Annotated in this window: 18 protein-coding genes; 8 read left to right on the top strand and 10 right to left on the bottom strand. The window is 66.3% G+C overall.

What is annotated here, in order from left to right:
• Both ACFJI2_RS30545 and ACFJI2_RS30540 read left to right on the top strand, forming a co-directional pair.
• Nucleotides 1-3,492 carry a family 43 glycosylhydrolase gene (locus ACFJI2_RS30545; RefSeq protein ID WP_377703182.1) on the top strand — a complete coding sequence of 1,164 codons (3,492 nt, stop codon included), beginning with the start codon at nt 1-3 and terminating at the stop codon, nt 3,490-3,492.
• Between the two features lie 77 nt (nt 3,493-3,569).
• A complete protein-coding gene (locus ACFJI2_RS30540) occupies nt 3,570-5,207 on the top strand; it encodes a M28 family metallopeptidase (protein WP_219915198.1) in 1,638 nt (545 codons plus the stop codon).
• Nucleotides 5,208-5,285: 78 nt separating this feature from the next.
• Here ACFJI2_RS30540 and ACFJI2_RS30535 read toward each other — a convergent pair whose 3' ends face one another.
• The 7 genes from ACFJI2_RS30535 to ACFJI2_RS30505 all read right to left on the bottom strand — a co-directional run bounded on the left by ACFJI2_RS30535 (nt 5,286) and on the right by ACFJI2_RS30505 (nt 13,464).
• Nucleotides 5,286-5,777, bottom strand: coding sequence for an SRPBCC domain-containing protein (locus tag ACFJI2_RS30535; protein ID WP_377703181.1), 492 nt, complete (start codon nt 5,775-5,777; stop codon nt 5,286-5,288).
• Nucleotides 5,774-6,103, bottom strand: coding sequence for an ArsR/SmtB family transcription factor (locus ACFJI2_RS30530; protein WP_377703180.1), 330 nt, complete (start codon nt 6,101-6,103; stop codon nt 5,774-5,776). Before ACFJI2_RS30530 ends, ACFJI2_RS30535 begins: the two co-directional genes overlap by 4 nt.
• A 114-nt stretch (nt 6,104-6,217) precedes the next feature.
• Nucleotides 6,218-8,752: a TonB-dependent receptor plug domain-containing protein gene (locus ACFJI2_RS30525; protein ID WP_377703179.1), complete on the bottom strand. Its 2,535-nt coding sequence runs from the start codon at nt 8,750-8,752 to the stop codon at nt 6,218-6,220.
• A 279-nt stretch (nt 8,753-9,031) separates the two neighbouring features.
• Nucleotides 9,032-9,253: a hypothetical protein gene (locus tag ACFJI2_RS30520; RefSeq protein WP_107875915.1), complete on the bottom strand. Its 222-nt coding sequence runs from the start codon at nt 9,251-9,253 to the stop codon at nt 9,032-9,034.
• 13 nt (nt 9,254-9,266) lie between these two features.
• Nucleotides 9,267-10,898, bottom strand: a complete 1,632-nt coding sequence (locus tag ACFJI2_RS30515; protein WP_377703178.1) for a M28 family peptidase — start codon at nt 10,896-10,898, stop codon at nt 9,267-9,269.
• A gap of 19 nt (nt 10,899-10,917) precedes the next feature.
• Entirely contained in the window at nt 10,918-11,616 is a 699-nt protein-coding gene (locus tag ACFJI2_RS30510) for a glutathione S-transferase N-terminal domain-containing protein (RefSeq protein ID WP_377703177.1), read from the bottom strand.
• 204 nt (nt 11,617-11,820) lie between these two features.
• The gene (locus tag ACFJI2_RS30505; protein ID WP_377703175.1) at nt 11,821-13,464 is read right to left on the bottom strand and encodes an isovaleryl-CoA dehydrogenase; all 1,644 of its coding nucleotides are present in this window, start codon (nt 13,462-13,464) and stop codon (nt 11,821-11,823) included.
• A gap of 69 nt (nt 13,465-13,533) precedes the next feature.
• Between ACFJI2_RS30505 and ACFJI2_RS30500 the strand changes: the two genes are divergently transcribed.
• The 4 genes from ACFJI2_RS30500 to ACFJI2_RS30485 all read left to right on the top strand — a co-directional run bounded on the left by ACFJI2_RS30500 (nt 13,534) and on the right by ACFJI2_RS30485 (nt 17,917).
• A complete protein-coding gene (locus tag ACFJI2_RS30500) occupies nt 13,534-14,286 on the top strand; it encodes a TetR/AcrR family transcriptional regulator (protein WP_377703174.1) in 753 nt (250 codons plus the stop codon).
• A 98-nt stretch (nt 14,287-14,384) separates the two neighbouring features.
• Entirely contained in the window at nt 14,385-16,247 is a 1,863-nt protein-coding gene (locus ACFJI2_RS30495; protein ID WP_377703173.1) for a hypothetical protein, read from the top strand.
• Nucleotides 16,248-16,454: 207 nt separating this feature from the next.
• A complete protein-coding gene (locus ACFJI2_RS30490) occupies nt 16,455-17,129 on the top strand; it encodes a DUF4197 domain-containing protein (RefSeq protein WP_377703172.1) in 675 nt (224 codons plus the stop codon).
• A gap of 125 nt (nt 17,130-17,254) precedes the next feature.
• The gene (locus tag ACFJI2_RS30485; protein WP_377703171.1) at nt 17,255-17,917 is read left to right on the top strand and encodes a PEP-CTERM sorting domain-containing protein; all 663 of its coding nucleotides are present in this window, start codon (nt 17,255-17,257) and stop codon (nt 17,915-17,917) included.
• Here the strand turns inward: ACFJI2_RS30485 and ACFJI2_RS30480 are convergent.
• Nucleotides 17,892-18,797 carry a LysR family transcriptional regulator gene (locus ACFJI2_RS30480; protein WP_377703170.1) on the bottom strand — a complete coding sequence of 302 codons (906 nt, stop codon included), beginning with the start codon at nt 18,795-18,797 and terminating at the stop codon, nt 17,892-17,894. The genes ACFJI2_RS30485 and ACFJI2_RS30480 overlap by 26 nt on opposite strands.
• A 110-nt stretch (nt 18,798-18,907) precedes the next feature.
• Between ACFJI2_RS30480 and ACFJI2_RS30475 the strand changes: the two genes are divergently transcribed.
• On the top strand, nt 18,908-19,696 hold the full coding sequence (locus ACFJI2_RS30475; protein ID WP_377703169.1) for an SDR family NAD(P)-dependent oxidoreductase: 789 nt from the start codon (nt 18,908-18,910) through the stop codon (nt 19,694-19,696).
• 10 nt (nt 19,697-19,706) lie between these two features.
• Here ACFJI2_RS30475 and ACFJI2_RS30470 read toward each other — a convergent pair whose 3' ends face one another.
• A complete protein-coding gene (locus tag ACFJI2_RS30470) occupies nt 19,707-21,236 on the bottom strand; it encodes a histidine kinase dimerization/phospho-acceptor domain-containing protein (protein ID WP_377703168.1) in 1,530 nt (509 codons plus the stop codon).
• Nucleotides 21,237-21,409: 173 nt separating this feature from the next.
• Between ACFJI2_RS30470 and ACFJI2_RS30465 the strand changes: the two genes are divergently transcribed.
• Entirely contained in the window at nt 21,410-22,039 is a 630-nt protein-coding gene (locus ACFJI2_RS30465) for a GIN domain-containing protein (protein ID WP_377703167.1), read from the top strand.
• 153 nt (nt 22,040-22,192) lie between these two features.
• On the opposite strand, the gene ACFJI2_RS30460 is transcribed toward ACFJI2_RS30465, so the two are convergent.
• Entirely contained in the window at nt 22,193-23,479 is a 1,287-nt protein-coding gene (locus ACFJI2_RS30460; RefSeq protein ID WP_377703166.1) for a hypothetical protein, read from the bottom strand.
• Nucleotides 23,480-23,550: the final 71 nt, after the last annotated feature.

The raw sequence follows: 23,550 nt of genomic DNA, 5'->3' as shown, positions 1-23,550 counted from the left end.
ATGAAGAAACCATTCCTGACCTGCGCGCTGCTCGGCGCGCTGAACCTGGCACTGAGCACGGCGCACGCCGCCGAACCCTGGGTCGCGGACCTGGGCAACGGCAGCTACCAGAACCCGGTGCTGAACGCGGACTATTCGGACCCGGACGCGGTGCGCGTCGGCGACACCTACTACATGACCTCGTCCAGCTTCAACAGCGCGCCCGGCCTGCCGCTGCTGCAGTCGAAAGACCTGGTGAACTGGGAGCTGGTCGGCCACGCCTTGCCCAAGCAAGTGCCGGCCGCGCATTTCGCCGTGCCGCGCCACGGCGCCGGCGTATGGGCACCCTGCCTGCGCTACCACGACGGCAAGTTCTGGATCTTCTACCCGGACCCGGACTTCGGCATTTACGTCATCACCGCCACGAACTTCAGCGGCCCGTGGAGCGAACCGCACCTGCTGATGCCGGGGCGCGGCCTGATCGACCCCACTCCGCTGTGGGACGACGACGGCAAGGCCTGGCTGCTGCACGGCTGGGCCAAGAGCCGCGCCGGCTTCAACAACGTGCTCACGCTGCACGCCATGTCGCCGGACGGGCGCAGCGTGCTGGACCCGCAGGGCAAGGTCGTCATCGATGGCAACAAGCTGCCCGGCTACCGCACGCTGGAAGGACCCAAGTTGTACAAGCAGGATGGCTGGTACTACGTGTTCGCGCCGGCCGGCGGCGTGGAGGAAGGCTGGCAGGCGGTGTTCCGGTCGCGCAGCATCGCCGGGCCGTACGAGGACCGCGTGGTGATGGACCAGGGCAGCTCGCCGGTCAACGGCCCGCACCAGGGCGCGTGGGTACGCGCGCAGGACGGCAAGGACTGGTTCCTGCACTTCCAGGACCGCAAGGCCTACGGCCGCGTCGTGCACCTGCAGCCCATGGCGTGGAGCGATGGCTGGCCGCTGATCGGCCAGCCGGGCGCCAAGCCGGGTGTCGGGAATCCGGTGGCGACTTACCGCAAGCCGGTGGCCGGGCAGCCGGTGAAAGTGCCCGCCACTACCGATGAATTCAGCGGCAAGACACTCGGCCTGCAGTGGCAGTGGAACGCCAACCCGCAGGAGGGCTGGTACTCGCTGGCGGCACGGCCAGGCTACTTGCGCCTGCCGCTGCTGGCCGCGCCGCAGGCGGACGGCTACGTGCGGGCTGCGCCCAACATCCTCAGCCAGAAGCTGCCGGCCAGCGTGTTCACGGTGGACACCCGCATCGAGCTGCATGGCGCGGCGGAAGGCGACCGCGCCGGCCTGATCCTGCACGGCATGAGCTACGCCTGGCTGGGACTGCGCAAGCAAGGCGCGGGCACGCAGCTGGTCTACACCACCTGCACGCCGTTCGCGCCGCGCTGCAAGGAGCAGAGCACGGTGCTGCTGGCGAAGGCGCCATCCGCGCTGTCGCTGCGCATGGTGATGGCCGACGGCGCGCAGGCGCAGTTCCACTACAGCGTGGACGGCAAGGACTACACCGCCGCCGGCGCGCCCTTCGCCGCAACCAAGGGGCACTGGGTGGGCGCGCAAGTGGGCCTGTTCAGCGTGGGGGGCCGGTGCGGCGGCGAATGCCGGCTACCTCGACGTCGATTACTTCCGCTTAAACCGTTAAAGACAGCCAGCATGAAGAACACCGTTATCGACCAGCGCCGCCGCGCGCTGCTGAAAGGCGCCTCGGCCGCCGCCGCACTGGCAGCCGGCGCACCGGCCATGTCGGCAGGCCAGCCTGCCCCCGGCGCCAGCGCTACGGGCACTGCGGGTGCTGCGGGCGACCCGTGGGCGCGCGCCGGGCGCATCATCGCCGCATTCGCCAAGCCGCTATCCTTCCCCGCGCGCGACTTCGCCATCACCGCGTATGGCGCCAAGCCCTGCGCCATGGCCGACGTGGCGCCGCTGGCCGGCGCGCACGGCACACCGCCCGCCACCCAGCCGTCGCCTGCGCCGGGTTCGCCGGACAGCCACCCCGCCATCCGCGCCGCCATCGCCGCTGCCAGCAAGGCTGGCGGCGGCCGCGTGCTCATCCCGGCCGGCGACTGGTACTGCAAAGGCCCCATCGTGCTGCTGTCGAACGTGAACGTGCACCTGGCGGCCGGCGCGCGCGTGCACTTCAGCGCTAACCCGGCCGATTACGCGCGCGACGGCGAGTTCGACTGCGGCCCGAACGGCAAGCTGGTGCTCTCGCGCTGGCAGGGCAACGACTGCCTGAACTACTCACCCATGGTGTACGCCCGCAACCAGAGCAACATCGCCATCACCGGCGAAGACTGGACCAGCATCCTGAACGGCCAGGGTAACGTGCCGTTCGAGGACGCCAGCGCGGGCAGCGGCGGCTGGTGGGGCTGGGCGGCCCGCAAGCCAGCCGGCGTCGCCGCGCGCCAGAACGTCGCCAACGAAGCCAACCCCGCCTCGCTGTCCGCGCTCGCGCCGCAGCTGGGCGCAGCCGAACTCGCGCTCATCAAGGGCGGCCATGCGGACTGGCGCAGCGACGAGAAATACCTGCCCGCGCTGTCGGAAGCGCGCGTGCCCGCCGAGCGCCGCGTGTTCGGCATCGGCCACTACCTGCGGCCGTGCATGGTGGAATTCGTCGGCTGCACCGATGTGCTGATGCAGGGCTACCAGGTGGTCAACACGCCGTTCTGGCAGCACCACCCGGTCAACTGCCGCAGGGTGCACATCCGGAAGGTGCGCATGGAAAGCATGGGGCCGAACTCGGACGGCTTCGACCCGGAATCCTGCGACACCATCCTGGTTGACGGCTGTTTGTTCAACACCGGCGACGACTGCATCGCCATCAAGGCCGGCAAGAACACCGACGTGCAGTACGGCCCCACGCGCGACATGGTGGTCCAGAACAGCGTCATGAACACCGGCCACGGGGCCATCACGCTGGGCAGCGAAATGGCGGCCGGCATCGAGCACGTCTACGCGCAGAACCTGGACGTGCGCAATATGCACTGGGCCACCGACCCGCTCGGCACCGCCATCCGCATGAAGACGAATATGAACCGCGGCGGCTTCCTGCGCCACTTCTACGTGCGCCATCTGACGCTGGCCAACGGCGTGCGCACCAGGCCGGGCTTCTACACGCCCATCCCGGGCGGCGTGCTTGCCCCGAAAACCGTGGCCACCAGCGGCGGCGCCGTCATCACCATCGACTGCGACTACACGCCGGCCTTCGACAGCGTGCGCACCCGGCCGCCCGAAGTATCGGAGATCCATATCTCGGACGTGCGCGTGTCCGACGTGCAGACCGAAGACGGCGCCTACTCCTGCTACCAGGCTTTCGTGTTGCTCGGCCCCGTGGCGCACAGCTACAACGGCCCGGCCGGCGTGCCGCTGCTGCCGCTGACGAACGTCAGCATCAGCCGTTGCCATTTCGGCACGCCGCGCAGCCCCCAGCCCTGGTTCGTGCACAACGTGCGCAACGTGGTGCTGAGCGAGGTCACGATAGCGGGCAGGCGCTACGACACAGCGATCAAGGTTTGACCTCCGCAATGTTTAGGCCGATACTTGCACCGTTTTTGCCTATCCATTACCCAAGGAGGTTCACAGTGAAAAACGCCATGCTAGCCACCCTGCTGCTATCCGCAGCTGCGGCGCAGGCCAACGAAACGCCCAAGTTCGATCCGAAACACCTGTCGCAGGACGTTAAGGTTTTATCATCGGACGAATTCGAAGGCCGTGGGCCGAACACCGCTGGCGAAACCAAAACCGTGGACTACCTGATCGAACAGTTCAAGGCGGCCGGCATGCAGCCGGGCGGCGACCTGGTCAAGGGCAAGCGCAGCTGGACGCAGGAAGTGCCGCTGGGCCGCTTTGAAATCCAGGGTCCGGTAACGCTGTCGCTGAACGACGCCAAGGGCAGCCAGCCCTTCCTGCAGGGCGATCAGATGGCAGTGCGCGCCGCCATGAACGGCGCCAAGCGCGTGGACTTCGACAAGGCGCCGCTGGTGTTCGTCGGCTACGGCGTGAACGCGCCGGAGCGCAAGTGGGACGACTTCAAGGGCGTGGACCTGAAGGGCAAGCTGGCTGTGGTGCTGATCAACGACCCGGACTTCGAAACCGGCGACGGCGATTTCGGCGGCAAGGCCATGACCTACTACGGCCGCTGGACCTACAAGTATGAAGAGATGGCGCGCCGCGGCGCGCTGGGCACCATCATCGTGCACGAAACCGCGCCGGCCTCCTACGGCTGGGCGACGGTGAAGAACTCCAACACCAACACCATGTACGACATCGTGCGCAAGCAGCCGGGCAAGGCGCACGCGCCGATGGAAGCCTGGATACAGCGCGACGTGATCGTGGACCTGTTCAAGCGCGCCGGCCTGGATTTCGAAGCGGCCAAGAAGCAGGCGCAGACGCGCGCCTTCAAGCCGGTGCCGCTGACCGGCCTGTCGCTGTCCGCGCATTACGCGGTGGACACGCAGGTGATCAAGTCGAAGAACGTGGCAGCCCTGCTGCCGGGCAGCGAGCGTCCGAACCAGACCGTGATCTACAGCGGCCACTGGGACCACCTGGGCGTAGGCCTGCCGGACGCCAAGGGCGACAAGATCTACAACGGCGCGGTGGACAACGCCACCGGCATCGCCGCCCTGCTGGAACTGGCGCGCGTGTACGGCAAGCAGCCGGCGCCCAAGCGCAGCGTGGTGTTCCTGGCCGTGACGGCCGAAGAGAAAGGCCTGCTCGGTTCCGAGTACTACGGCGCCTACCCGCTGTACCCGCTGGACCAGACCGCCGGCGTGATCAATATGGACGCCCTGAGCCCGATGGGTCCGGCGCGCAACTTCACCATCTCCGGCAGCGCCAAGCTGGAGCTGATCGACCAGACCATCGAGAAAGCCAAGCAGTGGAACATGGCCTACACGCCTGATCCGAAACCGGAAGCGGGCCACTTCTTCCGCTCCGACCACTTCTCCATGGCCAAGCGCGGCGTGCCGGCGTTCTCCATCGGTTCCGGCGAAGACTGGATCGACGGCGGCCTGGCGGCAGGCAAGGCGGCCGAGGAAGCCTATAACACCAACAACTACCACCAGCCGTCCGACGAGTGGAGCGCGCAGTGGCCGTTCACCGGCATGGCGCGCGACCTGGAGCTGTTGTACAAGGTGGGCCGCGACCTGGCCGACTCCAAGGACTGGCCGAACTGGGGCAAGGACTCCGAGTTCCGCGCCATCCGCGACCAGAGCGCCAGCAAGCGCAAATAAGCGGAAACGCAAACCAGCGCAAACCAGCGCAAGCAAGCCCCGCAAGACCCCAAACCCGCGCAAGCGGGTTTTTTCATGTCAGCGCAAATGGGCTTCCAGCTGGTCGAAGGTGCCGCCGTAGCCTTGCTGCAGCGAGGGGCGGAGTTCGTCGAAGAACTGGTATTCCGGCGCGGTTTCGCCAAACGGAACGGCGCTCAGCGCGACCGTGGTGACGCCGTCCTGCTCGCTGAACACCACCGTGTTTTCTATCTCCAGCGGGCACAGCGGGCTGAACGGCGCCCGCTCGATGCCGCAATACTCATTGGCGAAGGAGTTCAGCCATACGATGCGCTGCTGCGGCACGATTTCGCGGTAGTTGAAACGGCCGAACATGGCCGGTGCGCCGTCGAAGCGCATGGCGTAGTGGAAGAAGCCGCCAGGGCGCAGCTCCAGCCGCTTCACTTCCACCTTGCAGCCGGCCGGTCCCCACCACTGCGCCAGGCGCTCGGCTTCGGTCCACGCTTGCCACACGGTGGCCAGCGGTTGCGGGTACTGGCGGGTGATGGTGAATGCCTGTTTTGCGGATGTCATGGTTTGTTCCCTTCCTTGTTGAGGTAATCGCCCAGCCGGTCGAAGCGCGCTTCCCACATGCCGCGATAGGTGTCCAGCCAGTCCGACACGTCCTTCAGCCGCGCCGTCTCCAGCTTGCACGGCCGCGTCTGCGCGCTGCGGCTGCGCGACACCAGGCCGGCCTGCTCCAGCACCTTGATGTGCTTGGAGATGGCAGGCTGCGTCAGCTGAAACGGTTCGGCCAGTTCGTTGACGGTGGCCTCGCCGGACGCGAGCCGCCCCAGGATGGCGCGCCGCGTGGGGTCCGCCAGCGCGGCGAAGGCGCGGTTGAGTTGATCGGTCTGCATGGCGTGCTTTTCGTATATAACCATGTTGGAATATAAGCCTAGTACTGCGCCGTGTCAAACAAAAAAGCCGCCCCGGCTTGCACCGGGCGGCTTCGAATGACAGTGGCGTAGTGTTTAGAAGCGGTAGTTCAGCGACGCGGCGAAGGTGCGGCCCAACTGGCTGAACTGCGAGCCATCGTAAGTCACCATCGAGTAGCGGCCGTTGAAGGTGATCAGATTGCTCTGCACTTCCGCCGGCGTCATGCCATAGGCGTCGCGGGTGGTGCTGTCGAGCAGCTTCTGGCCCTCGGCGTTCATGGCGCGGATGCGCCATTTCGGCGTCACGTTGAACATATTGTTCACGTTGAAGGACAAGGTGGTGGACTTGGTGAGGTTGTAGTTCAGCGCGAAGTCCGTCAGGGTCTTGGTCTTGAACGCCGTTTCCAGGTTCGAGTCCAGGCCGGCCTGGTGGAAATAGGTCGGGCCGAACACCGTGTTATTGAGCGAGAAGTTCACGTTCTTGTAGTCCAGGTCCGCGCCGATGATGGTCTTGAACTTGGGACGCGACGTGAACATCAGCGCTTCCTGCGTGGCGTCCAGCACCGACTGGTTGGCAGCCGCCACCGGACCCGGATTGTTCACCGCGCCGTCGCGCTCGTTTTTCAGCGAGTAGTTGCCGGACAGGTTAAGCGTCAGCTTGCCGTCGGCGAACGGGATGTTCTTGCGCGACACCACATAGTCGATACCCGAGGTGACGCTGTCGAGCGCGTTGACGAAGAAGCTGACGGAAACGATGCCGTTGGCTTTCAGGATCTGGTCCAGCGCTTGCTTCGGATCGCCGCTCGGCTTGATTTCCTTGCCCAGGATGATGCGGTCTTTTACCTTGATGTGGTAGAAGTCCACCGTCACGCTGGTGTCGGCGTCCGGCTTCAGGCCCAGGCCGATGGTGATGTTGTTGGACTTCTCCGCCTTCAGCTTGGGCACGCCCAGCGCCACGGCCTGCGCCGACACGTTGTTTACCAGGCCCGACACCTGGATGCCGGAGCCCGGCACGAAGGAATACTGGGCCTTCTGCGTGAAGGTCTGCGCCAGCGACGGCGCGCGGAAGCCGGTCGAGGCCGAGCCGCGCAGCGTGATCTGCTCGTTCACTTTCAGGCGCGACGACGCTTTCCACACGAAGGCGCTGCCGAAGTCGGTGTACTTCTCGAAGCGGCCGGTGCCGTCCACCAGCAGCGCGTCGCTGACGTCCCAGGTGGCGCCGCCGTACACGCCGTAGTTCGAGCGCGACGAGGGGAAGGAGTTTTCCGGCGAATTGCCCGCGTACGAGTCCGCGCCGCCCAGGATGTAGGACGCTTCCTCGCCCGCTTTGACCTGGTATTTTTCGTGGCGCAGCTCGGTGCCCGCGTAGGCGTTGACGTTGGGCGCGATCTGCTTGGAGATATCGCCGTTGAACACGAAGTGCTCGAACTTCACGCCGCCGGCGTTGAAGCTGGTGGGCGAATGCACTTTGCTGGTGCCGGCCAGGAAGGCGTCTTCCATGCCGCGGTTGACCGAGTTGCTCACGCCGTATTCCTGCTCGTTGCCGCCGTAGGTCAGGCTCAGGTCCACGCCCCAGCCGGCCACGGGGAACTTCACGCCGCCGGTGGCGTTGTAGTCGTCCAGCTTGCCGATGAAGCTGGGCACATAGCCCAGGTAAGGCGTGCCGGCCGCGTGCAGCAGGCCGTAGTCGGTTGGGCGCCAGTACGGCGTGCGGTAGTTGGCGTAGGAATCGATCTTCTTGTGGATGTAGGCGGCGTTGCCGTACAGGGACACGCCGTCGTCCAGCTCGTAGCGGCTGTTGACCAGGCCCTTGAACGCCTCGGTGGCCGGCGAGCCGTTGATGTTGCCGGCGTCCGGCTTGATGGCCAGGAAGTTCTGCACCTCCTTGATGGTGGCGCCGAAGTCGCTGGCGTCGCCGCGCGCGTCCACCAGGCCGGGACGGTTCGACAGCTTGGTCTTGGACACGTCCACCGTGTAGTTGATGAAGCCGCGGTCGCCCAGCGGCACGCCCTGGTTCAGGCTCAGGCCGCCCATCTGGCCGTCGCTCTCGTGGGTGATGCCGGCGCGCGCGGTGGCGGAGCCGCCTTCGGCGTTGTCCTTCAGGATGATGTTGACCACGCCGGCGATGGCGTCCGAGCCGTACTGGGCGGACGCGCCGTCGCGCAGCACTTCGATGCGCTTGATGGCGTCGGTCGGGATGGCGGAAATGTCGGCGCCGCTTTCGCCGCGGCCTGGGGAAGTCTGGGTGTAGATCAGGGAGCTGGAGTTCTTGCGCTTGCCGTTAATCAGGATCAGCACGCGGCTCGGCCCCATGTTGCGGATCTCGTACGGGTCCAGCAGGGAGGTCGCATCATTGACCGGCGTCTGCACGGTGTTGAAGGACGGCACGCGGAACTGCATCGACTTGTCCAGCGTGTTCTGGCCGGTCTTGGTCAATTCGCGCGAACTGAGGATGTCGATCGGCACCGGGGTATCAACCAGGGTGCGCTGCGCGCCGCGGCTGCCGGTCGAAACGATGACCACCTTCTGGATATCTTCCGCCGGAGCTTCGGCGGCGGGCTGGACTTCCTGCGCCAGGATGTAGGGGCTGGCGGACAACATCAACACGGCAAACGGAAAACTTTTCTTCATGGATCTTCTCTCTTGTAACGTTGTTTTCTGGGTATGGTGATCGCTTGTGGCGGTGTTACCGAGGCTGAATGTATATGTAACATTTCTATGCGTCCATTCATTCCAGTTATGGAAGCATGAATACAACGTTCCGAGAAGTTTCTGCGTGCTGCTTGTGATACTTGGTACATTTTGTGTGTAACATGGCGCGTGGCTCGTCCGCGTGGCGCGACGATACCACTTTATTTTTTCTGTTTGACTGTGGAGGGAATCGGGCCGCGCGAACGGCGGCCCGATGGATCAGCGGCGCGGCTTGCCGCCGGCCGGGAAGGCCGATGTATACAGGGTTTTGGCGTCCTTGTGGGCCTGGTCGATATTACGCAGGGCCTTGTCGTCGTCATGCTTGACGAAGAATTCCGCATCCTGCGCGGCTACTACCAGTTTGATGGCGGCCGCATCCGCCAGATTGTATTTCTCGACGATCAAGGTGGTCACCTCGTCGAGATACTCTTCGTATGTCATAGCACTGCTCATGTCATTTCCTGAATGTGTCGCCGAAGAAGTCACCCTTGTTCCAGGTAGGCTTCTCGGCCGCGTTGGCGATCTCCAGCGCGATGTTGTAATTGAGCTGCGCAAAGCGCGCAGCGGCGTCGAAATTGAAGGGCAGCTGCAGGTCGTCCGTCGGCTGGTGGTAATTGGTGGTGAGGAAGTGCTCCCATTGCTTGGCGCCGTCCTCGCCCTTCTGGAAGGACGCCATGCCGGTGGCCAGGAAGATGGACGGGATGCCCTGGCGCACGAACATGTAGTGGTCGGAACGGGTGAACAGGCCCTGCTCCGGCCACGGGTCGGGAATCAGCTCCAGGTTCATCGGCTTGAGCGCGCGCGTCAGGTTGCCCTTCAGGCTGGAATGCTCGGCGCCGAAGGCCATCACGTTCCTGAAGTCGAAGGTCAGCAGCGGCATGTCGAGGTTGACGTTGGCCACGATGGCGCCGGCCGGCACGGTGGGATTGCTGGCGAAATAGTCCGCGCCCAGCAAGCCTTTTTCCTCGCCGGTGACGGCAACGAACAGGATGGAGCGCTTGGGCTTGACCTTGCCCTGGCTGAACAGGCGCGCGGTCTCGATCAGCGTGGCCACGCCGGACGCGTTGTCCATGGCGCCGTTGAAGATGTTGTCGCCGCTCTTTTCCTTCACCTGACCCAGGTGGTCCAGGTGGGCGCTGAACACCACGTACTCGTGCTTCAGCTTGGGGTCGCTGCCTTCTATCATGCCGACCACGTTGCTGCTTTTCAGGTCGCTGCGCGTGCTCTGCGAAGCCATGCGGGCGGACACGCCCAGGTCGCCGCGCGGCACCGGCTTGTCGGCCGCCACCTGCTCGTAGATGCTGTCGAGCTGCATGCCGGATTGCGCGAACAGCTTGCGCGCGGCCGCCATGCTGAGGGTGTAGCGGTTCTGCAGCGTGGGCTGCTGGTGCGCCGCTACGCCGCGCTTGTCCACCCAGCTCATGCTGGGAATGTAGCGGTATTCCTTCAGCTTGGCGAAGGGCACGGCTTTCTCCGAGCCCGGCGTGGGGATGGTGATCATGCCCGCGGCGCCGTGGCGCGCCGCCACTTCGCGCTTCTGTTCGCCGCTGGCGAAGTGCGCGCCTTCCTCGGTGGGGAAGCTGCGCGGCTTGCCGGACAGGACCACGACGATCTTGCCCTTCACGTCGATGCCCGCGTAATCGTGGTGCTGCAGGCGGTCGGCCTCGATGCCGTAGCCGACGAATACCAGCGGCGCAGCGGCGGCGGATTTGTCTTCCAGCAGGCTGCCGGAAGTCATGTAGTCGTCGAGGTAGGCCAGCTTCTCGGTGCCGGCCTTGCCGCTCAATTCCAGCAGCGGCGATTCCTGAACCAGGCGCGTGGCGCGCAGCGGCACCTGCTGCAGGAAGCCGCCCTGGTCGCCCTTGGGCGCCAAGCCGTATTGCAGGAACTGCGTGGTGACATAGTGCGCCGCGATGTCGTAGCCCCGGCTGCCGGTTTCGCGGCCTTCCAGCAAATCGTCGGCCAAAAAGGTCAGGTGGGCCTTGATCATGTTTTTGTCGGCGCGCACAGGGGTTGCGTCCTGCGCGTGGGCGCCGGCGGCCATGGCCAGCAGGCCGGCGGCCAGTATCGAGCGATGTTTCAGCACTATGTCTTCCTCAGTCTTGTTAAGTTGGGCGCTTCGGGATATCCAGGCCGCGCTGCACGGCGGGTCGCGCCAGGCAACGTTCCAGCCAGGCCGGCACGCGCGACAGGCTGGCGTAGTCCACCAGCTCGCCCGCGCCGTAGAAGCCTATCAGGTTGCGCACCCAGCCTATCATGGAGATGTCGGCAATGGTATAGCTGTCGCCCATGATGTAGTCGCGCCCTTCCAGGCGGGTTTCCAGCACGGCCAGCAGGCGCTTGCTCTCGTTCACATAGCGTTGCAGCGGGCGCTTGTCCTCGTATTCGCGGCCGGCGAACTTGTGGAAGAAGCCCACCTGGCCGAACATGGGGCCGATGGCGGCCATCTGGAAGAACACCCACTCGATGGTTTCATAGCGGCCGGCCGGGTCGGCGGGCAGGAACTGGCCGGTTTTCTCGGCCAGGTAGAGCAGGATGGCGCCGGATTCGAACAGCGCCAGCGGCTTGCCGCCCGGGCCGTTGGGGTCGACGATGGCGGGAATCTTGCCGTTCGGGTTGAGCGACTTGAACTCCGGCGTGTTGTTTTCGTCCTTCATGATGTCAACCAGGTGCGGCTCGTAAGGCAGGCCGGTTTCTTCCAGCATGATGGACACTTTCACGCCGTTCGGCGTGGGCAGCGAGTACAGCTGGAGGCGGTCGGGGTGCTGGGCAGGCCAGCGCTGGGCAATGGTAAGGTCGGACATGGGGGATCTCCATCTTCAGTGAGAGACGGGAGTGTAGCGCTAGTCGGCGCCGCGTGCTGGCGGGTTACGCGGTGCCCGCTAACCCGCCCTACATCCAAGCGTCCCGGAGACCCGGGGACCCGGCGGCCCGGCGGCCTGGCGTCCCGCAGGCCCGTAGGGCGGGTTAGTGCGAAGCACGTAACCCGCCGGGCGCGGCCGGCGGCGCTAAGCCTGCCACGCCTGCGCCAGCACCGCGCCGGCGTCCACCCGCGCATCCAGCGCGCCGAACACCCGGCCCCATTTGCTGTCGTAGCGCGTGGCCAGGAAAGCCTCCGCGCCGGCCTGGGCGGCGGACTCGCGCATCAGCACCGCCTGCACCGCCAGCATCAGCTTTTGCGTATAGCGGCGCGCCCCCGCTTCCAGCTGCTCCGGCGGCTGGCGCAGCGCGTCGCGCAGGGCGGCGATTTCCGCGTGCAGGCGAACCTCATCGCCGGCGCGGCGCAGCAGATCGTCCAGCAAGACCTGCATGCTGTCCGCATGGCGCGCGATGGCGCGCAGCACGTCCAGGCACATCACGTTGCCCGAGCCTTCCCAGATCGAATTGACAGGCGCCTCTCGGAACAGGCGCGCCATCGGCCCATCCTCCACGTAGCCATTGCCGCCGAAGACTTCCATCGCCTCGCCCGTCATCTCCACCGCGCGCTTGCAGATCCAGAACTTGGCGGCCGGCGTGACGATGCGCTTCCACGCCTGCGCCACCTCGCCCTCCTGCCCAAACGCCTGCGCCAACCGCATGGACACGCGCAGCGCCGCCTCGCTCTCCAGCGCCATGTCCGCCAGCACGGAGCGCATCAGCGGCTGCTCGATCAGCGTACGTCCGAACGCCTTGCGCTGGCGTGTGTGGTTGAGCGCCTGCACCAGCGCCTGGCGCATGAAGGCCGCGCTGGAGATGCTGTTGTGCAGCCGCGTGTTGGTGGCCATCTCGATGATAGTGGGGATGCCGCGCCCCTCCTCGCCCACCATCACGCCCCAGGCGCCGTGGAACTCCACTTCGCTGCTGGAGTTGGAGCGGTTGCCCAGCTTGTCCTTCAGGCGCTGGATGTGGATGGGGTTCTTGCTGCCGTCCGGGCGCCAGCGCGGCACATAGAAGCAGGACAGGCCGGCGTCCGTGCGCGCCAGCACCAGGTGCGCGTCGCACATGGGCGCAGAGAAGAACCACTTGTGGCCGACGATGCTGTACTCCCCGCCGCGTCCCGCCGCGCCGCCGGTGTGGACGGCGCGCGTGGTGTTGGTGCGCACGTCCGTGCCGCCCTGCTTTTCGGTCATGCCCATGCCCACCATCATGGACTTCTTGGCAGCGGCCGGAATGTCGCGCGGGTCGTGCTCGTTGGAGAACAGCAGCGGCTGCAATTGCGCGAACAGCGCCGGCTCCTGCTGCAGCACCGGGATGCAGGCGAAGGTCATGCTGGCCGGGCAGAAAGAGCCGGCTTCGATCTGGTTGTGCATGTACTGGCTGGCCGCGTAGGCAGTCCAGGCGCCGGCGCGCGGCTCGGTGAACGGCTGCGACACCAGGCCGTGGCGCCGCGTGATGGCCAGGAACTCGTGCCAGGCGGGGTGGAATTCCACCACGTCGATGCGCTCGCCGGTGCTGCTGTGGGTGTGCAGCTCGGGCGGGTGGCGGTTGGCCAGTTCGCCCATGCGGATCACCGCCTCGCTGCCCAGCAGCGCGCCCTGCCCGGCCAGCGCCTCCGCATGCCAGCCGGCGCCGCCGCGCTGCACCGCGTCCTGCAGCAGCGGGTCGGTGAGGTAAAGGTTGTAGTCTTTCAGTTCAGCGGCCTGGTTGCTGATTTCGTGGGTTTCCCATTGCATGGCGGTCTCCGGTATCCTGATCGGTTTAGTATAGGATTAAAGTCTGTTCAGCATGTTCGGATTCCACCCATGACAGATTCCAGCCGCGCGGCGCGCCAGAAGCCCCGCCGCAGGCCGCGCCAGGCGCGCTCCTGGGCCACGTCGCTGGCCGTGCAGGAGGCCTTTGTTCGGGTTTTGCTGGAGCGCGGCTACGACGGCGTGACCATCCGCGACGTGGCGGCCGTGGCGGGCGTGGGCATCGGCACTTTTTACGAGTATTTCCCCAACAAGGAGGCGCTGGCCGCCGTCTGCCTACGCACGCGCATGAAGGCCATGGTGACCGAGGTGGCGGCGTTGGCAGAGGACCGGGAGCCTGGCGCGCCAGCCCACGCCACGCTGGCCGGCCTGGTGGACGCCATGCTGGACCGCATGGTGGCCGGCTTCGCGGGCAAGGCGGCAGAGTGGCAAGCGCTGCTGCACCTGGAACGCCGCATTTCCACGCCGGAGGCCTATGCGCGCCTCTACAAGCTGGCCACCGGCATGTGGAGCGCCGCGCTGGAGCGCGCAGTGCAGCCGGTGCAGCCGGTGCAGCCCATGCAGCACGTGCAGCAGGTACAGCCGACGCAGTTGCCACCGGCCGCATCCGCAGCAGCGCTGCAGCAGACCGCCTGGGCGGTCCACACCGCCTCCTACGCCCTGCTCACCCAGCGCATCATGGCGGACGGCCCGCGCACCGATGCCGCCGCGCTGCGGCGCCAGCTGGGCGTGCTGGTGCACGCCTACCTGGCCGCCGAGGGCTACGCCGGCCTGGCGTTGCCGGCGCGCGACTACGGCCGCGTTTAACCAGAAATCGCTTTCTTGCTGCAACTTAGCAATTTATAATCGGCCTCTTGCACTCGCTTTCCGGGCACGTCCACGCTGTGATCTCGCAGGAGCACGCAATGGCTGGTTTTCGATTGTCTACCGCAAGCTGGAAATGGCTGATCTGCACGCTGACCGCCGTCGCCGCCCTGCTGCTGGTGATGGATGCCAGCCGCGCCTTCCGCGCCCTCGTGCTGGCGCAGCAGCAAGGCACGCTGGGCGCCCTGCTTAACGACCACATTGGCCTGCACCCGGAAAGCCAGGGCACGCACCGGCTGCAAATCCTCCAGCTCGATCCCGGCTCGCCGCTGCTGGCCTACGGCGCCAGAACCGGCGACACCGTGCAATTCGACCGCGTGCAGGACCGCTGGCGCCGCTTCGACGCCGGCGAAGCCATCACGCTCACGCTGTACCAGTCCGGCCGCATGCAGCACCTGACCGTGCAGGCCGTAGCCAGCGCCATCCCCTTCGCCGAGGCGTTCGATTACTGGGCGCGCCTGGCGCTGGCCCTGCCGGCGCTGCTGTTCAGCGTGCTGATCGGCCTCAAGCAGGGCGAGCACCGCTCGCAGCGCGCGCTGGCCATGGCGCTGTGCGCGCAGAACTTCACGCTGTACATGACCATCAATTATCTGCCGGCCGGGGCCGCGTTCGGCCTGGCCAAGCTGGCGCAGCTGGCCGCTTTCCCGCTGCTGTGGTACTGCTCGGTGCTGTTCGCGCTGCACTACCAGCAGTACCCGGACACGCCCGCGCGGCGCTGGCTGTGGCGCCTGCTGCCGCTGCTGCGCGCGCTGTGCTTCGGCATGGCGGCCTATGCGCTGTGGTTCGGCCTGGGCAACGAGGCGCCGCTGCTGCTGCCGGGCACTGGCCTGGTGATCGTGCTGGGCGTGTCGATGTGGATGGCCAGCCTGCTGGACGGCTGGCGCCAGTCGCGCGGCGAAATGCGCCAGCGCCACTACTGGCTGCTGCTGTCCTTCCTGGTGGGGACGATTCCGCCGGTGCTGGTGTGGGTGCCGGAACTGGACGCCGGCTACCGCGGCATGCGCTGGACCGTCATGGCGATGTTCGCCGGGCAGCTGCTGATGTATGTCGGCCTGGTGTACGCCGTGCTGAGGCACCGCGTGTTCCACTTTGAATTTGCCATCAGCCGCATGGTGATCTTCAGCGTGGTCAGCGTGCTGCTGCTGTGCGTGTTCGGCGTGGTGGAGCGGCTCTCGTCATCGCTGCTGCACGGCGGCGGCCATGCGGACGCGCCCACCTTCACGCTGGTGCTGGACGGGCTGATCGCGCTGGGCGTGTACCTGGCCTTCCATCACATGCACGGACGGGTGGAGCGCTGGGTGGAAAGGGTGTTCTTCCACCAGTGGCACGAGAATGAACACAAGCTGCAGCAGTATGTGAAGCAGGCCGCCCACATCACCACGGTGGGGGCGCTGCTGGATTCTTGCCGACAGGCGATGGACCGGTTCACCGGCCAGGCCGGCTGCGCCATCTACTTGCGCCAGGCCGACGGCGCTTATGCGCTGGCCAACGACAACACGCTGCGCGGCGTGCCCGCCCGCGTCGCAGCCGACGCCGATGCGGCCGTGGCCCTGCGCGCGGAGATGGCGCCGCAGCTGGTCAGTATTGGCGATGCCAGCGGCGGCCAGCTGGCGCTCCCGATGAACCATCGCGGCGCGCTGTACGGCTTTGTGCTGCTGGGTCCCAAGCCGAACGGCGAGAGCCACCGGCCCGACGAATGCGAAGCGCTCGACTTCGCGGTGCGCCAGATCGGCCTGGACCTGCATGCGCTGCGGGTGGAGCTGCTGGAGCGCGAGGTGCAGCAGCTCACGCAGCACACCGAGCAGCAGCGCAACGAGCTGCGCCTGATGGCGGGCCGGCGGCAAGCGCCGCGCCACCTGAGCAGCGTGTCCGCGCCCGCGCCGGCGCAGGAGGCCAGCGCCTAGCTGGCAGCCGCGACGCGACGCCGCAGACCGCTGCGGACCGCTGCATGTCGGTGCCGCCGCTGCTACCCCTGCTGCCTCTGCTGCCTCTGCTGCCTCTGTTGTTCCTGCTGCCCTGCTGCCCCTGCTGGCCGTTGCCCCTGTGGCCGCTGGCCCTTGCGGCGCGCATGGCGTACCATGCTCCTCATCCCTACTATTTGCGAGGCCGCCATGTTCAAATCCATCCGCCTGCTGCCGCTGCTGCTGGCCGCATCCAGCGCCTGGGCCGTATCGCTGGCCGACCTGTCCAACCAGGACGTGAACGGCGCGCTGAAAGCCGCGCTGGAACGCGGCTCCACCGCCGCCGTGGCCAAGCTGGGCGCCGAGAACGGCTTCCTGAACAACGAGAAGGTGAAAATCCCCTTGCCGAAAGTGCTGGAGCAAGCCCGACCCATCCTGAAAATGACCGGCCACGCGCAGCAGCTTGACGACCTGGTGGTATCGATGAACCACGCAGCCGAAGCGGCCGTGCCGCTGGCCAAGCCGCTGCTGGTGGACGCCGTCAAGAACATGACGCTGACGGACGCCAAAAACATCCTCAGCGGCGGCGACACCTCGGTGACGCAGTTCTTCCGCGAAAAGACTTCCGCCCAGCTGGGCGTGAAATTCCTGCCCATCGTGAAAAAAGTGACCGATAAATCCGACCTGTCGGCCAAGTACAACGGCGCCATGGCCAAGGTGTCGAAAATGGGGCTGGCGCAGTCCGGCACGGTGGAGGACTACGTGACCCAGCGCGCGCTGGACGGCCTGTTCACCATGATAGGCGAGGAAGAAAAAGCCATCCGCAGCGACCCGCTCGGCACCGGCAGCAAACTGATCGGCAAAGTATTCGGCGCGCTGAAATAACTGTCGGAAAACTTTACAGGCGAGCCAGCGAGTCCCACGCAAACCGTTGATGTTCAAAGGATATTATTATCAGGCATGAAACATGCTTAATATTTCCTAACTGTAAATATTTTTCGGGATTAAGCATGAAACGCCTGTTCCTTGCGGCCCTGCTGGCCGCCTGCACCGCGCTGGCGCACGCCGACGTTATCTTCGACAACGGCCTGGGGCAGGACGACGCGCGCAGCGGCTACTATTCCACCGCGCTCCAGCAGCAGCGGCTGTACGACGACTTCAGCCTGCCCGGCACACGCACCATCGATAGCGTGTTCTTCCAGATGGGCCTGACGGAAGACCCCTTCTTCGGCGCCTTCACCTTCACCGTCTACAACGACGCCGGCGGCGGCGCCATCGGCAGCGCCATCTTCAGCCAGACGCTGAATATCGGCGACTACACGGCCATCCCGAACGCCATCATCAGCTACCCCTACACCACGTTCTACGACGTCGCCTTCGCCACCGGCGGCCTGACGCTGGGCGCCGGCAACTACCTGCTGAGTTTCTACGGCCTGGACCTGGAATTCCGCACCGCCAACACCGGCGACCCCAACGGCAGCTTCCTGCTGCAATGGGAAGACACCGGCGACCTCTTCACCATCGAAGGCGGCATGCCGTTCCGCCTGGAGGGCAGCGCGCCGCCGCCCGCCACCGTGCCCGAACCTTCCAGCCTGCTGCTGATGGCCGGCGCGCTGCCCGCACTGTGCTTCGCACGTCGCAGCCGGGCTAGGCCGGCGCCAGCAAGGGGCTGACCCGCTCCAGCAGGAAGTCGATGAACACGCGCACGCGCAAGGGCATGTAGCGCTGGCTGCTGAAGATGGCCGTCACTTCCTCCGTGTCGCCCGGGTTGTAGTCGGCCAGCAGTTCCACCAGCCGCCCGGCCTGGAGGTCGGCAGCCACGTGGAACATGGCCAGCCGGCTGATGCCCAGGCCGTCCAGCGTGAGCTGGCGCATGGTTTCGCCGTTGTTGGCAAGGATGCCGCCCCGGACCGGCATGTGCACCGTCTGCCCGCCCAGGCGGAACGGCCACTCGTCCAGCGCGCGGCGGAAATTGAAATTGAGACAGCGGTGCCCTGCCAGCGCGGCAGGTTCCTGCGGCACGCCCCACCGCTCCAGGTAAAGCGGCGCCGCCACGACGGCGCGCCGGCTGCGGCCCAGCACGCGGGCGCGGAAGCTGGCGTCGGCCAGCGGTCCCATGCGGATGGCCACGTCGACCGCCTCGCGCTGCAGATCGGCCAGCGCATCCGACAGCGACAGGTCCAGCGTGATGTCCGGGTAGCGCCGCACGAATTCCGGCAGCAGCGGCAGGATCATGTGCGTGCCGAACGGCAGCGACACATTCACACGCAGCACGCCGCCCGGCGCGACCGCGTCGCCCGCCACGCCCTGCTCGGCCTCCTCGATATCGGCCAGGATGCGCGCGCAGCTGTCGTAGTAGCGCCGCCCTTCCGGCGTGAGCGCCAGGTGGCGCGTGGAACGCTGCAACAGCAGCACGCCGAGGCGCTGCTCCAGCCGCGTCACCAGCTTGCTGACGGCGGACGCGCTCAGGCTCGCCAGCTTGCCGGCAGCCGAAAAACTGCCGGTCTCGACGACCTTGGCAAATACCAGCATTTCGCCGCTGCGGCTGTCCATGGTGGCCTCATATGTGAATCAGATTCCAAAATCATATTCCATTACAGCGGATTATCAAAGCAATCGCCGCGCGCCATACTGCCTCCCATCAACAACCAAGGAGTGCTGCAATGGATCTGAAACTGCAAGGCAAAACCGCGCTGGTGAGCGCATCGACTTCCGGCATCGGCTACGCCATCGCCGCCCAGTTGCTGGAGGATGGCGCCACCGTCATCGTCAACGGCCGCAGCCCCGCAACCGTGGAGCGCGCAGTGGCCGCGCTGGGCGAGCGCTACGGCGCCGGCCGCGCGCTGCCGCTGGTGGCCGACATGAGCGTGGCCGGCGGCGAGCTGGCGGCCGCTGCCGCGTATCCCCAGGTGGACATCCTGGTCAACAATATGGGCACCTACGCGCTGAGCGACTTCTTCAGCACCTCGGACGCGGACTGGCAGGCCATGTTCGACACCAATGTGTGGAGCGGCGTGCGCCTGGCGCGCACCTATATGAAAGGCATGCTGGAGCGCGGCCACGGCCGCGTCATCTTCATCTCCAGCGAAGTGGCGCTCACGCCCATGGCCGCCATGGCGCACTACAGCGCCAGCAAAGCCACCCAGCTGTCGATCTCGCGCAGCCTGGCCGAGCTGACCAAGGGCACCGCCGTCACCGTCAACGCGGTGCTGCCGGGGCCGACCGAAACGGAGAGCCTGAAAGGCTTCATCGAGTCGGTCAACCCGGGGCTGCCGTACGCCGACGCGGAGCGCAAGTTCATGCAGGAGAACCGGCCCTCATCGCTGATCTATCGCCTGGCCAAACCGGCCGAAGTGGCCGACGTGGTGGCCTTCCTGGCCAGCGCACGCGCGGCGGTCATCAACGGCGCGGCCATCCGCGCCGAGGGTGGCACGGTGCAAACCATCGCCTGACGCGGCCGGTTCAGGCTGCGCGCGCCTGCTGCAGCGCTTCCCACAGCTCACGGTATTCAAGCCGCTCGGCCATGGCTTCGATGCCGCGCGCCAGCACCGGCTGCTGCGGAGCCAGGCGCAGCAGCAGTTCGTTGAGCTGCTTGCGGTCCAGGTGCTGCACGGCGGCGCACAGCGCGCTATAGGTGGCCTCGTCCAGCGCCTGCACGTCCGCCGCCAGCACGGCGGCCCGGGCCGGCTCCGCCGCGACGGGCGCTGCCGCCGGCAGCGGCGGCACGGCGGGCAGCGTGCCCAGTTCGCCGACATCGCTGAGCGCGCCCGGCGCCGGTTCCGCGTCGGTGCGCGACAGTGCCAGCACCTGGTCGATCAGCGCCAGCAGGTGCTGGCCTGAATAATGAATGAAATGCAGGTTTTCCAGTTCGTCCTCGCTGAGCGTCTGCGAGCGCGTCATCAGGTGCGAAAAACCGATGATGGCGTTGAGCGGCGTGCGCAGCTCGTGGCTCATATTCGACAGGAACACGCTCTTGGCCCGGTTGGCCGCCTCGGCCCGGTCCAGCGCCGAGGCCAGCGCCCGCGTGCGCTCGTCCACCAGCTGCTCCAGGCGGCTGCGGTAGCTGGCCAGCTCCCGCTCGGCCAGCGTGCGCTCGGCGTCGGTCTGCGCCAGGCGCTGCTGGGTCTCGCCTATCCAGCCCAGCACGCTGTCGCGCGGCGCGGCCGGCAGCGGCGCCGAAAAGTCGCCGCTGCCCAGGCGCGCGATGTGGCTGTAGAGCTGCGGCACCGAGCCGCCCAGCACCGACAGCACTTCGCTGCGCGCCATCCATACCAGCGCCAGCAGCATGGCCACCAGGCCCAGGAACACCACGCGCAGCTGCAGCGCGCGCTGCTCGCTCAGGCGCACCGCATTGAGCGTGCGCTCGTCCGTCATGGTGGCGAAGCGCCGGATCGGCTCCATGATGCCGGCCTTGGCGCTGTGGTAAGCCGCGTCGTACAGCATGGCGGTGGCCCGCGCGCGGGCCGTGTCGGCGGCCAGTGTGCCGGCCCTGGCGCTCTCCGCCAGGCGCATCGCGGCCAGCTCCGTGACCGTCAGCGCATCCGAGCGCAGCTTGGCCTGCTCCAGCACGGCGATCTCTTCCGGCGTGAAGCCGGCGCGGCGTATCAGCTCCAGCAAGGGCAAGGCGTCGCCCGGCGGGCCGGTGACGCCGGCGTCGGCCGGCAGCAGGTCCCAGTAGATGTCCGGATGCTTGTCGGCGCGCGGCAAGCGCCCGTCGCGCACCGCCAGGATCTGGTCGTAATGGCGCTTGTATACCGGCTCGCCGGTGGCGGCGAAGCTGCGCGCCATGCGGGTCAATTCGTCCGACGACTGGCGCAATTCGTTGGCCAGGAAAGTGGAGCGCTGGCGCAAGTCGTTGGCGGCGTCGATCTTCTTTTCGGCGCGCACATAGAAGGCGAAGCTGGCGGCCAGCAGCAGCGACACCCCGAGCGTAAGCCAAAGGTGCACGGTGAGGCGGGACAGGCGTCGGTTCGGGGCGGCCGTGCTGCGCATAGTCGATCAGGTCAGTGAAGGCGCGCCCATGGTATGCCTATCATCCGGTGCGGGCAAGCTATGTTGCAATTGACCCCAGCGAATTTGCAGTTCGTCGCAAAAACCACCACGCCGCTGCGCGCGAAATTACAATGGCTGCACTGACAACTCACCATGACTTTTAAGGGAAAACCATGCGCCGTCTCTTGATCCAAACCGCCATCGCCACGCTCGCTTTCGCCGCCCATGCGCACGCCGATGAACAGCTGCGCTCGGTGCAGCCGTTCACCGCCATCGACAGCAAGGGCGCGTACAGCATCGTGGTGGAAGCCGGCAAGACGCAGTCGGTGAAAGTGTCCGGCAACGAGAAATTCATCGGCAACCTGGTCACCGAGGTGGTGAATGGCGAACTGAAGATCTACCACCGCGAAAGCAGCGGCAAGAATACCAACGGCGATCCGCGCATCGTCATCACGGTGCCGTCGCTGGTCAAGTTCATCGGCGAAGGCGCGGGGGAAACGGTATTGAAGAATATGTCCGGCGACCGGCTGGACGTGAGCTACCAGGGCGCGGGCCGCTTCGCGGCGCAGGGCAAGGTCAAGCTGCTGCGCCTGAAGGCGCAGGGCGTGGGCGAAGTGGACACCAAGGAACTGGAGGCCGAGCGCGCCGACGTGAACTTTAACGGCATCGGCAACGTGAAGGTCACTGCGCGCGATACGCTGAATGCGGTGGTGAACGGCATGGGTAGCTTGAACTACTACGGCAAGCCACGCCATGTGAACAAGACGGTCAACGGCATCGGCAACGTCAACGCCGGCGACTGAGCTCTGGCGGGTTACGGCTGCGCCTAACCCGCCCTACGAACGCCGCCTGCCCGAGTGCCCGTGTTGCCCGTGTTGCCCGTGTTGCCCGTGTTGCCCGTGTTGCCCGTGTGCCGGTGTGCCCGTAGGGAGGGTTAGCGCAGCGTAACCCGCCGCTCAGCGCAAGCTGCCGGCCAGGCGCGGCGAGGACAGCAGCTGGCGGAACGCCGTCCAGCGCTGGGCGCGCGCCGTGTCCGGGTCGGCCGAGGTAGCGTGGCGCTTCACGTAGTCGCCCACCAGGTCGGCGCCCACCGTGTAATTGATAACGTAGCCACGATTGGCGTCGTAGAAGCGAATGCGCTGCTCGGCCTTCTCGGGCGGATACAGCAGCACATTCACCAGCCACTCCACCGTTTGCGCGCGCGTGGCCTTGCCGTCCAGATAGGCACGCGCGGCGTCGTTGTCGGCGTAGGCCAGCTTGCCAAACAGCTGCGTCAGCGCCGCGTATTTCTCGGCCAGCGCCGGGTCCAGGCCAGCCAGCGGATACAGCACGTCGCGCTCGTAAGCCATGCGCTCTTCCGGCGTGAACGCCATCAGGATGCCGTAGTTGGCGCTGCCCTCGGCCACCAGCGACATCGGCGAATACAGCGGATAGACGCTGAACTCCTGCCAGCCCTTGCCCTTGACCAGGGTTTGCTCCAGCAACGCGTTGTAGACGTGGTGCCCGGGATAGCCTTCGTGGCAGCCCAGGTCCACGGCGCGGTCGATGTAGATCGGGAACTCGGTGTTTATCTGGATCAGGCTGTGCGCGTCGCCCTTGTACCAGTTGTAGCCCGACCACGGCTGGTTCTGCACGAACTCCAGCACGAAGCTTTCGTTGGCCGGCATGGCGATGTACTTCGCGGTGCGCTCGCGGCAGGCGCGGATGGCGGCCTCCATCACGGGGCGCAGCTTGTCCTTGGGGATTTCAACGCGGGCACGGAAGGCTTTCACGCGGTCCGCCAGCGGGCCTTCTCCGCCCAGCAGCTTGCCGATGCGGTCCTGCAGTTCCAGGTAGTAGGCGCGGCTGTGCTGCGGCGCCACCGCGTTGTACATGGTGGCGGTTTCCTCGTCGAAGGTGAACTTTTTCCCGTTCAGCATATCGACCCGCATCACCATGGACTGCAGCTGCTTGTCCAGGAAAGCGATGCGCAGCGCTTCGTCGCCATCGGTATCCGCGCCGGCCGGCGGCAGCGCCTTGCGCGCCGCCTCCGCCTCGCTGCGGATCGCGGCCAGGCTCAGTTTCTCCCGCGCCGCCTGCTCCTGCAGCAGGGGCGGCCCGTAATAGGCGTCCACGTAGGACGCGTCGTGCTGGCCCACGGCCAGCACCAGCTTCATATAACGGTCCCCCACTTCCTGAACCGAGGCCGCCCAGGCACTGCCCGCGATCAGCATGGCCACTCCTCCCGCAAGCAGTTTATGCATGCACTATCCTCTACTTTTTCCTGGTCCTTCTTAGCAGGAGTCTGGAGGCCGGCGTGCTGCCGCCCTGCATG

Source organism: Pseudoduganella sp. UC29_71, from assembly GCF_042693265.1.
GTDB lineage: Bacteria > Pseudomonadota > Gammaproteobacteria > Burkholderiales > Burkholderiaceae_D > Rugamonas.
This window is presented reverse-complemented; position numbering and strand designations above follow the sequence as displayed.

What these genes read in the sequence shown, in the direction of transcription:
- ACFJI2_RS30545 (WP_377703182.1), top strand. Translation starts at nt 1, where the DNA reads ATGAAGAAACCATTCCTGACCTGCGCGCTGCTCGGCGCGCTGAACCTG.
- ACFJI2_RS30540 (WP_219915198.1), top strand. Translation starts at nt 3,570, where the DNA reads ATGCTAGCCACCCTGCTGCTATCCGCAGCTGCGGCGCAGGCCAACGAA.
- ACFJI2_RS30535 (WP_377703181.1), bottom strand. Translation starts at nt 5,777, where the DNA reads ATGACATCCGCAAAACAGGCATTCACCATCACCCGCCAGTACCCGCAA.
- ACFJI2_RS30530 (WP_377703180.1), bottom strand. Translation starts at nt 6,103, where the DNA reads ATGCAGACCGATCAACTCAACCGCGCCTTCGCCGCGCTGGCGGACCCC.
- ACFJI2_RS30525 (WP_377703179.1), bottom strand. Translation starts at nt 8,752, where the DNA reads ATGAAGAAAAGTTTTCCGTTTGCCGTGTTGATGTTGTCCGCCAGCCCC.
- ACFJI2_RS30520 (WP_107875915.1), bottom strand. Translation starts at nt 9,253, where the DNA reads ATGACATACGAAGAGTATCTCGACGAGGTGACCACCTTGATCGTCGAG.
- ACFJI2_RS30510 (WP_377703177.1), bottom strand. Translation starts at nt 11,616, where the DNA reads ATGTCCGACCTTACCATTGCCCAGCGCTGGCCTGCCCAGCACCCCGAC.
- ACFJI2_RS30505 (WP_377703175.1), bottom strand. Translation starts at nt 13,464, where the DNA reads ATGCAATGGGAAACCCACGAAATCAGCAACCAGGCCGCTGAACTGAAA.
- ACFJI2_RS30500 (WP_377703174.1), top strand. Translation starts at nt 13,534, where the DNA reads ATGACAGATTCCAGCCGCGCGGCGCGCCAGAAGCCCCGCCGCAGGCCG.
- ACFJI2_RS30495 (WP_377703173.1), top strand. Translation starts at nt 14,385, where the DNA reads ATGGCTGGTTTTCGATTGTCTACCGCAAGCTGGAAATGGCTGATCTGC.
- ACFJI2_RS30490 (WP_377703172.1), top strand. Translation starts at nt 16,455, where the DNA reads ATGTTCAAATCCATCCGCCTGCTGCCGCTGCTGCTGGCCGCATCCAGC.
- ACFJI2_RS30485 (WP_377703171.1), top strand. Translation starts at nt 17,255, where the DNA reads ATGAAACGCCTGTTCCTTGCGGCCCTGCTGGCCGCCTGCACCGCGCTG.
- ACFJI2_RS30480 (WP_377703170.1), bottom strand. Translation starts at nt 18,797, where the DNA reads ATGGACAGCCGCAGCGGCGAAATGCTGGTATTTGCCAAGGTCGTCGAG.
- ACFJI2_RS30475 (WP_377703169.1), top strand. Translation starts at nt 18,908, where the DNA reads ATGGATCTGAAACTGCAAGGCAAAACCGCGCTGGTGAGCGCATCGACT.
- ACFJI2_RS30470 (WP_377703168.1), bottom strand. Translation starts at nt 21,236, where the DNA reads ATGCGCAGCACGGCCGCCCCGAACCGACGCCTGTCCCGCCTCACCGTG.
- ACFJI2_RS30465 (WP_377703167.1), top strand. Translation starts at nt 21,410, where the DNA reads ATGCGCCGTCTCTTGATCCAAACCGCCATCGCCACGCTCGCTTTCGCC.
- ACFJI2_RS30460 (WP_377703166.1), bottom strand. Translation starts at nt 23,479, where the DNA reads ATGCATAAACTGCTTGCGGGAGGAGTGGCCATGCTGATCGCGGGCAGT.